The sequence below is a fragment of the Deltaproteobacteria bacterium genome, from assembly GCA_030654105.1.
GTDB lineage: Bacteria > Desulfobacterota > SM23-61 > SM23-61 > SM23-61 > JAHJQK01.
In genome coordinates, this window is sequence record JAURYC010000237.1 from 1 (window position 1) to 8,712 (window position 8,712).

8 protein-coding genes are annotated in these 8,712 nt (G+C 53.5%); 5 read left to right on the plus strand and 3 right to left on the minus strand.

The genetic code is table 11. The features are described 5' to 3' along the window. Positions 1–279, plus strand: a 279-nt coding sequence (locus Q7V48_09965) for a hypothetical protein (GenBank protein MDO9211054.1), incomplete at its 5' end; no start/stop codon positions are given. Between the two features lie 571 nt (positions 280–850). Here the strand turns inward: Q7V48_09965 and Q7V48_09970 are convergent. Beyond that, positions 851–979 carry a hypothetical protein gene (locus Q7V48_09970; GenBank protein ID MDO9211055.1) on the minus strand — a complete coding sequence of 43 codons (129 nt, stop codon included), beginning with the start codon at positions 977–979 and terminating at the stop codon, positions 851–853. Positions 980–1,497: 518 nt separating this feature from the next. Between Q7V48_09970 and Q7V48_09975 the strand changes: the two genes are divergently transcribed. Then, positions 1,498–1,644 carry a hypothetical protein gene (locus Q7V48_09975; protein ID MDO9211056.1) on the plus strand — a complete coding sequence of 49 codons (147 nt, stop codon included), beginning with the start codon at positions 1,498–1,500 and terminating at the stop codon, positions 1,642–1,644. Positions 1,645–1,801: 157 nt separating this feature from the next. Then, on the plus strand, positions 1,802–2,989 hold the full coding sequence (locus Q7V48_09980) for an NADH:flavin oxidoreductase (protein ID MDO9211057.1): 1,188 nt from the start codon (positions 1,802–1,804) through the stop codon (positions 2,987–2,989). Between the two features lie 640 nt (positions 2,990–3,629). On the opposite strand, the gene Q7V48_09985 is transcribed toward Q7V48_09980, so the two are convergent. Together Q7V48_09985 and Q7V48_09990 are read right to left on the minus strand one after the other, a co-directional pair. Then, positions 3,630–4,292: a nitroreductase gene (locus Q7V48_09985; protein MDO9211058.1), complete on the minus strand. Its 663-nt coding sequence runs from the start codon at positions 4,290–4,292 to the stop codon at positions 3,630–3,632. A 367-nt stretch (positions 4,293–4,659) separates the two neighbouring features. Beyond that, entirely contained in the window at positions 4,660–5,934 is a 1,275-nt protein-coding gene (locus tag Q7V48_09990) for a DEAD/DEAH box helicase (GenBank protein MDO9211059.1), read from the minus strand. A 635-nt stretch (positions 5,935–6,569) separates the two neighbouring features. Here Q7V48_09990 and Q7V48_09995 point away from each other — a divergent pair. After that, complete coding sequence (locus tag Q7V48_09995) at positions 6,570–8,477, plus strand: ATP-binding cassette domain-containing protein (GenBank protein MDO9211060.1); 1,908 nt, start codon at positions 6,570–6,572, stop codon at positions 8,475–8,477. A 133-nt stretch (positions 8,478–8,610) separates the two neighbouring features. Beyond that, positions 8,611–8,712, plus strand: a 102-nt coding sequence (locus Q7V48_10000) for a transposase (protein MDO9211061.1), incomplete at its 3' end; no start/stop codon positions are given.

Below are 8,712 nucleotides of genomic sequence, written 5' to 3' on the forward strand. Positions count from 1 at the left end.
ATTCCGCCAGGTGTTGCCGAGCCATTCCCGCAGCCAGATTCAAGTCTTGCTGAGGGAAATGGTAAAGGAGGGGAAAATTCATGCTCATGGTATTACCTTAGCAGCTCGCTGGTACCCTGGCTCCAAGAAGCCGAATTGCAACCATTAAAATTAAAGAAACAAATCATTCCTCAGCCAGCAATGGATTATGTGATTGCAATCTTATTGTTTTCAATATGTTACGGGCACAAAGGTATTGCAACCTCCCATTCGGTTCAGTTGCAATTTAGTTGCAATTAAATTCCAACTCACGAAGCACTAATGGAGGCCTTAGAAAATAGAGCAATTTAATGAGTAACCCTAATTCCTTCCCCTAAGGAGATTTATGGAACTCATCAAACCGGGTACCAGAGAGTTGGTGCATCCGGCCTCGGCGGGAGCTGGAAGGGAAAACTCATAGTGCCGGTTGGCGGGGGTTCTATTTCGTCTCGATCAACCGAGGGGTAGCTATCGCCCTTCGCCCGGGTAGCGGGGCAGCTCACTGGATATTCTGGCCACCTTAATTCCCATGATGCTTACCTCGAAGCAGGTTTTAAAGCGAAAACAATGGCATCCGCTGCAAGTTGCGCAAGTCAATTGCTGAAGAAACTTAAAAGGCATGAGGATTATCAGGAAATCATTAGGGCTTTTAACCCATTTTTCGAACTCGCCCAAGATATTTCGGATCTCCGAAAATGTGCGGATCCCAAGATCCGCCTCGGGGCCTGCGCCCACCTCTTTATTACGTTGATATTTACGTTGATTTCATCAGCGTTTTTCTCTATCGATGGGTCTATCTGTTATAGCAATCCCTTTCTTGTAACACTTTTTTTTACTTTTCCGGGCATCGACCCAGGATGACAGGCTTAGCCGTATGGGGAAGAGGTAGGCCTGGTTGCTTCTCCCGTCCTTTTCCCTGGCCGACTCGGTCGATCTGATCCCCCACCCCCCTTCGATCCAAAACCGAAACCCCCGGATTACTACCCACGCCCCCCTCTGAATTTTTCGAGGCTCTCCACCACAAAATTCATTCGCCAGTCTGTCAATTCCCACTTGACGCAATTCCAATTATGCCTATCCAGATTCTGAAAAAATTTGGTGAGTTCATTTTCTCTTCCCATTTTGTCCTGATCTGACAATTTCATCGCTTATCCTCTTGTTGCAGGCTATGGGCCATTCGTATCGATCAAGGAAGGAAGGGTTCACCCTCCGGCATTTAGCCAGCCGGGGCAAGGAAGAAACGGGGACCAGGCCCCTCTCCCTCTCACAGATTTTTTCAAAGAAGGATGGGGGTTTAGACCCGATTTTAATGGTTTGACCTGGTCAAGGGTTTTTGGTATTATGCGCTAAAACCAGATTTCCCCTACAACCTTTTCCCTGGATTTTAAACCCAGGCCTACCAAAAGCGGGGAATAAGAATGCGCGGTGATCAGTTAGCCCTCCAAACCAAATGTCACGCCAAGGCGCCCCCCCCCTGTGATGATTCGAGGAATCGAAGGCAAGGGGATCTTTTGGGATACCCAGGACCGGAAAGACTTCGTCACTCGTTTAGGAGACCTATCTGAACAAACCGGCACCCGCATCCTGGCCTGGCCGTTGTTGGGGAACCATGTTCATGGATTTTGAGTCGAGAGTATGGGATTGCGATGGCGGACATAGCGAAGAAGTTAGGGGTCTGCACTTCGGCTACCGCCAAGGCTGTTCTAAAAAAGGAGGGGAGGATTAAAGGTGTTAATTTTCCACTACGTCCCCCGATCCAGGAATCCCCAAAATCGAGGAGTTAATGTTACCTCAACATGAAGCTCTATTTGAGCCAATCACTCTGGGTAAAATTCGCCTGGCCAACCGGGTTGTCCTTGCGCCCACCTATGTGGGAATGGGTGATCTCAGGGGCAATGTGACGGATCAGAGTCTCTGCTATTATTTCGCCCGCGCCTCAGGGGGAGTCGGTTTAGTCATCGTAGAGATTACCGGCGTCACAGGTCGCTATGCCTTCAACCCAGGCTATGGGCTGGGGGCGGCATCGGACAAACACCTCCCGGGTCTGCGGGACTTGGCCCAGGTTATCCACTGGGGAGGAGCAAAAGCTCTGCTTCAACTTCTCCCGGGCCAAGGAGCTCAGGCCTTGCAATCTTATGAAAACAGGCCCCTGGTAGGGCCTTCTGACGTGCCGACCCCCTTACCCCAGGATGGACTTCCTGATAACTTAAAAAACCTCCTCCATAAAAAACCGGAGCAACCGCGTCCTTTAACCCAGGAAGAGATTCAAGGCTTAAAGTTTTCTATGGTTCAGGCAGCGGGTCGAGCTAAAAAGGCTGGATTCGACGGCGTCGAGCTTCACGGAGCCCACGGGTACCTCCTTGGCCAGTTCACCTCCCCCTACTTCAACCATCGCCGTGACGAGTACGGTGGCTCTCCCGAGAAGCGCTGGAAACTTTCCCGGGACATGATTCAAGAGATTAAGAAGGAGATGGGGCCGGATTTCTTAGTGGGCTACCGTTTCAGCGCCAGAGAATATATCGCCGGAGGGCTTGATTTGCCAGAATCCATCCCAATGGCTAAAGCGATCCAGGAGTCCGGGGCCGACTACCTCTCGGTGAGCCACGGTTGTTATGGGTCGGTGACCCGTATCTTTCCCCGGGGCGAGGGATCTATGAGCGAGGATGCCGCCGCGATTCAAAAAAACGTTTCCATCCCGGTCATGGCTCCGAACTTTCAGGATCCGGGGAAAGCTGCCGAGGCCATTGCCGATGGATCGATTGCCCTGATAGCCCTTTCCCGGGCCCTCCTGGCCGACCCTCTCTGGCCCCGGAAGGTAAAGGAGGGGCGACCCGAAGATATTCAGAGCTGTATTCGCTGCTATCGGTGCGTTCAGGCGGCCATTATCGACTACTCTCCCGTTCGTTGCCCGGTGAATCGCGGCCTCGGGTTTGAGCGTTTCGATCCGCGGTTTCTTCCTCATCCTCCATAAAACCACGTAAACCACAGAATAGTGAAAGGGGTAAGGGGATCACCCATTTTCCTAAACGAAACTTGACCTGACCGAAAGTTCGATGCTATTTTGCACTGCAAACGCCCAGGGTTTAAAATTTTGTTAAGCAGAAAATTGCAGATACCTCAAGCTTCCGGCTACAAGTATGTGTAATGGGGTCACATCTTCAATAGTTAATTAAAATTTCCTGAATTAAATGTGATGACCTCGTAAAAAGTCGGCAGAAGAGTCATTGCGAGTCCGCCTGAGGCGGACAAATAAACAATACTTTATTACTTTAGCCTGCCCCCAAGATTAGCCTGGACCCAAGACCCCAACAGAGGAGGTTTTCGCTACGCTGCCGTCACTGCTCGAGGGACAGTTAAAGGACACCGATATCAGGGAAGCGCTGAAAGAGGCCCATTTCCCCACCGTAGCGCGGGAGACACAGCGTGAGGCGCGCTTGCGGCTGGGTCAGTTCACCGCCGAGGAAATAACCCCCCGACGCTCTTTAAAAGTCCTTGAGTCAAAAAAACTCCCTCCGAAAGAGCAAAGGTGCTGCTGGAATAAGGGGAACGGCTGATAAGGGGGCAAAACGTAGAAAGTTAGGAGGGGGGGGTTCGCCCCCTCTCTTTATTTCCTATTCATACCACTTCGTAAACTCATCCGGCTTTTGCTTGAGGCTGTGGTAGGTATTTAATTTGGCCTTCTCGTCCGGGTAGCCCAGGGATATGCCGATAACCAGCTTTTTGCTCTCCGCTATGCCCAGGAATTTTTTAATCTCCAGCGCGTAGTCGGTCACCGAGGCCTGCAGGCAGCTCTCCACGCCAAGCGAGTGCGCCGCCAGAATCAGGTTCTGGGTAAACAGCCCCAGGTCGAAGATCGACCACTCTCCCAGCGACCCGTCAATGAAGAGGAAGACGGCGCACGGCGCGCCGTAGAACTCAAAGTTCATCAGGCGCAATTTTTCTCTCCCCTCCACATCATCCCTCGCTACCCCGAGCGCGCCGAGCCTATGGGCGCCATGCGCCCGGGAGCGCTCCTCCAGTGTCGGCGGCCAGCCCTTGGGCGTGGGCAGGTCGCGACTGGTCGGCGCCTTTGCCCTCGCCAGTTCCAGCAGTTTCCGACCCAGTTCATTCTTCTTTTTACCACTTACCACGACCACCTCCCAGGGCTGGGTGTTGGTATAGGAGGGGCTGTTGCTCACCGCCTGCAATATCTTTTCCATCACATCTCTGGCGATGGGATTGGGCTTGAAAGCGCGAATGCTCTGCCTCGTCTTGATACCTTCTATGATTTCCATTGGTAATACCTCCAGTTAAATAATTTAAAAATATCCGGTCATTAAAAGATCAGCGATGCCCAGCCTTCTTTCAGAAGGTCGGATATTATTGCCCCGACATAGACCACCTTTAAGTGATAAGGACTCACTTTAGAATGAGTTGAATATAAGCAAAAACGAAGCTGGATGTCAACCCAAAAAGACCACAAGATATGAAGGAAGGTTTTAGGCCAGTATTGCAGATAACAATTACCAGATGAAATCTTGCATTATGCCCGACATCTATCAGTCAACGACTCCAGGAAGAAATTTTCTTTAGATTAGACATGCCAAATCCCCACCCATCCTTCCTCGGAAAGCTTATTTAAAAAGGTCCCCCGGTGGCCTTTCAATATCGGCCCCAAGCGCTGGCTGCTTCGTTCCCCTTTCTATGGAAAGGGTGTGTTCCCCTGGTATTCCGGCTGGTTCTGCGGTGCAAGAATGACCTCTGGCCACTGGCTTTTTTCGTAAGGACTGTAGACAACGGAAACGTTGGCTCAAGTCCAGGAATTACATGCTGTTGTAAAGGCTGGCCCAGGTAATGTTCGATTCGTTCCAGGTCGCTGATGTCCTTGTAAGACGCCAAGGAAATGGCCACACCCGATGCGCCGGCCCGTCCTGTCCGGCCTATGCGGTTGATGTAATCTTCCGAAGTTTTCGGCAAGTCGTAATTAATGACGTGGCTGATTCCTGTGACGTCAAGGCCGCGTGCGGCCACATCCGTTGCCACTAAAAGCCTGATCTTACCAGACCGCATATTGCTGATGGTATGGTTGCGCGCGCTCTGCTTCATATCCCCGTGCATGGCCGCGGCGGCGTGTCCCTGGGCGTGAAGCATGCGAGCCAGAGAATCGGCATTTCGCTTCGTGGCCGAGAAGATAATCGCCCGAGTCAGACTGCTGTCTGCAATGAGGTGTCCCAATATGCAGGCCTTGTGGCGAGTGTCATTCACTACATGGAGGCGCTGTTCGATATTCTCGGGAGTCCTTTTCTGATCGGCAACCTGAATCCGCAGAGGGTCTTTCAAAAGGCATCCGGCCAGACGAGCCACAGAATCATCCAGGGTTGCCCCAAATAAAAGAGTCTGGCGTTTATCCGGAGCAGCCGCGACAATTTTTTTCACATCTTCGATGAAGCCCATATCCAGCATGCGATCCGCTTCATCCAGGATCAAAACCTCCAGGCCGGAAAGGTTGATGCGACCGCGATTCAGATGATCAATCAATCGGCCCGGTGTGGCGACGACCAGGTCAGGAAGCTTCGTGAGCTCCCGGATCTGCTTGGGGTAAGGCATGCCGCCGAAGATGGTGATGCTTTTCACCCGCAGGTACTTTCCGTACCTGCGGGTTGCCTCGGTAATCTGGTCGGCCAGTTCGCGGGTCGGCGTCAATACAAGCACGCGCGGACCGCGTGTCCGCCCCGCGGAAACCTCAAAGAGGTGCTGCAGGGTTGGGATCATGAAGGCTGCCGTCTTACCGGTGCCGGTTTGGGCGGAGGCAATCAGATCGCGGCCGGCCAGAGTCGGGGGAATCGCTTCGGCCTGGATTGGAGTGGGCTTTTCGTAGCCGCACTCGGCGATCGCCTTGAGAATGGGTAAAGCTAAGTGTAAATCTGCAAAAGACATAATAGTTTCCTTTTCATTTCCTGACCCGGGAAACAGATGGTTTCGGCAAGCACGATTAGAAATCTTGGTCTGCGCAAGACTGTCATCCCTGAACTTTATAAAGCGTTCGCATCAACTAATCGTTCCCAGGATCGAAAATCTGGATAGGGGTTAACGTGCCAGCCGCAGGAGTAACCATATGCTCGCACAGTGATTACGGCAACAGCACAGATCAGAACGGCATAACCACATCACCGCTAACCTGATTGCGCTGCTGCTTATTGAAAAGTTGCTGAAGCAAGGGGGTCAGGGATCGATGGATTTTTGGCAGGTACCGGGGAAGACAGCGGTATTACAAAAATTCCCACCACGCGTTCAAAATATATATCTTATTATACAGACTCCCCTATAAAGGTCAAGTCTTTTTTTACAGGGAATTCGGGGGACACATCACTCCTCATTTAAAAGTGATTTGTAAAAACCGGGAATCGGGTATCCACTACTTCAGTCCTTTAAATGATTAATTCGGTCCGACCCGCCCCAAATGGTGATAATATAGTCTATGGCTGTGGGGCTGTTGCCAAAGTGCTATCCTGCACGTAGGGAAGGGCCCATTGGGGGGCAGAAGGAGTAGTAGCAGGAGATTAAGGAATCCTATGGCGCTGATTGATCTAAAAAACGTGTGCCTGAGCTACGGCGGACCGGTACTCTTGGACAGGGTTGACCTGGCGATTGAGCCGGGGGAGCGGGTCTGCCTGCTGGGACGCAATGGCGAAGGAAAGTCCAGTCTCATCAAAATCATCAGCGGCGACCTGCTGCCCGACAAAGGTGAGATCACGCGCGTGCAGGGACTGCGGGAGGGGGTTTTGGAGCAGGAGGTGCCGGGATCGATGCCGGGCACTGTTTTTGACGTTGTCGCCGGCGGCATCGGCGGCCTGGGCCAGCTGGTGGCGGAATACCACGCTTTAATCGCCCGCATGGAGGCGGATAAAGATCCGGACCTTACGCGTTCCTTGGGGGAAATCCAGCACCGCCTGGAAGTCCAAGGGGGATGGCAGCTCGATCAGAACGTTACGTCTGTGATTTCGCGGCTTGAGCTTTCACCGGAAGCGTCCTTTGCCACTCTTTCGGCCGGGCTCAAGCGGCGCACGATGCTTGGCCGGGCGCTGGTCAGGCAGCCGGATATCCTGCTTCTCGATGAGCCCACCAACCACCTTGATATGGACTCTATCGGCTGGATGGAGGAGTTCCTTTCGCGCTTTGAAGGAACTATTCTTTTTGTTACCCACGACCGCATGTTTCTGCGACGGCTGGCAAGCCGCATCGTGGAGCTTGCCCACGGGCGGCTCACGAGTTGGCCGGGTAATTATGATGATTATCTGAAGCGCAAGGCAGCGGAGGTGACGGCCGGAGAAAACCAGCGGAAGCTCTTTGACAAAAAGCTTGCGCAGGAGGAAAGCTGGATCCGGCAGGGGGTCAAGGCGCGCCGCACGCGCAACGAGGGCCGCGTGCGGATGCTCGAACAAATGCGCAAAAAACGGCGCGAGCGCAGGGAGCGCCCGGGAATGGCTCGAATGAACGTTGAGCATGCCGGGATGAGCGGTAAAATTGTCTGCGAGGTGACCGGTGCAACCTTTGCGTACAGGGACCAGCCGGTCATCAAAGATTTTTCGACCATCATTGTGCGCGGCGACCGGATAGGGATTATCGGGGCCAACGGCGCTGGCAAAACGACTCTCCTCCGGCTTCTTTTGGGTGAGGTCCAGCCGCAAGTCGGGGGGGTGCGCCTGGGCACCAACCTGGAAATCGCCTACTTTGACCAACTGCGCGACCAACTCGACGACGAAAAGAGTGTCTTTGAGAATGTGGCCGGCGGCAACCCCATGCTGACCATCGGCGGCAAAACCCGGAATGCTTACGGTTATCTGCAGGATTTCCTTTTTGCGCCGGAGCAGGCGCGGAGCCTGGTGGGCAGCCTGTCCGGCGGAGAGCGCAACCGACTCCTTCTTGCCCGGCTCTTTACGCGGCCTTCAAACCTTCTGGTCCTGGACGAGCCGACCAATGACCTTGATGTGGAGACCCTGGAGCTGCTCGAAGAGCTGCTCCTCAACTATCCCGGCACGGTGCTGCTGGTCAGCCATGACCGCGACTTTCTCAACAACGTGGTTACCAGCACGCTTGTCTTTGAAAGCGACTGCCGGGTGCGCGAATACGTGGGCGGGTATGACGACTGGCTGCGGCAGGCGACGCCGATTTCACGGGCGGAGCCGAAGCCGAAAGTGGCGACGAAGATAACACGCGAAAAGCCCCAGGGCAGACGGAAGATCAGTTTCAAGGAGCACCGCGAGGTTGAGGCGCTTCCGGAACAGATCGAGCGTTTAGAAAACGAGCAGCAGAACCTGTATGCCCGGCTTGCGGACCCTGCCCTCTATAAGGAGGGAGGCGCCGGTGTAGTGCAGGCCAAAGCCCGTTTGCAAACGATCGAGGAGGAACTGCCGCGGCTTTATGCCCGCTGGGAGAAACTTGAGGAGATCATGCAGCAAAAAGGTGCTGCCGCCGTTTAACCCCCCCTATCCCCGATGGAGATTTCCCCCTCACCCTTCCCCTCTCCCCCGATTTCGGGGGAGAGGGCGGGGTGAGGGGGGGGTGGAAAATATGCACTTTACATTTGAGTGGTAATTTTGATAAAAGAGAGCCATGCCTCGTCAAGCCAGATTAGACGCTCCTGGAACCCTGCATCATGTGATGATTCGAGGAATCGAAGGCAAGGGGATCTTTTGGGATACCCAGGACCGGAAA

Bases quoted from the DNA above. Each gene is read 5' to 3' on its own strand.
- Q7V48_09975 (MDO9211056.1), top strand. From the start codon at position 1,498: ATGATTCGAGGAATCGAAGGCAAGGGGATCTTTTGGGATACCCAGGAC.
- Q7V48_09980 (MDO9211057.1), top strand. From the start codon at position 1,802: ATGTTACCTCAACATGAAGCTCTATTTGAGCCAATCACTCTGGGTAAA.
- Q7V48_09985 (MDO9211058.1), bottom strand. From the start codon at position 4,292: ATGGAAATCATAGAAGGTATCAAGACGAGGCAGAGCATTCGCGCTTTC.
- Q7V48_09990 (MDO9211059.1), bottom strand. From the start codon at position 5,934: ATGTCTTTTGCAGATTTACACTTAGCTTTACCCATTCTCAAGGCGATC.
- Q7V48_09995 (MDO9211060.1), top strand. From the start codon at position 6,570: ATGGCGCTGATTGATCTAAAAAACGTGTGCCTGAGCTACGGCGGACCG.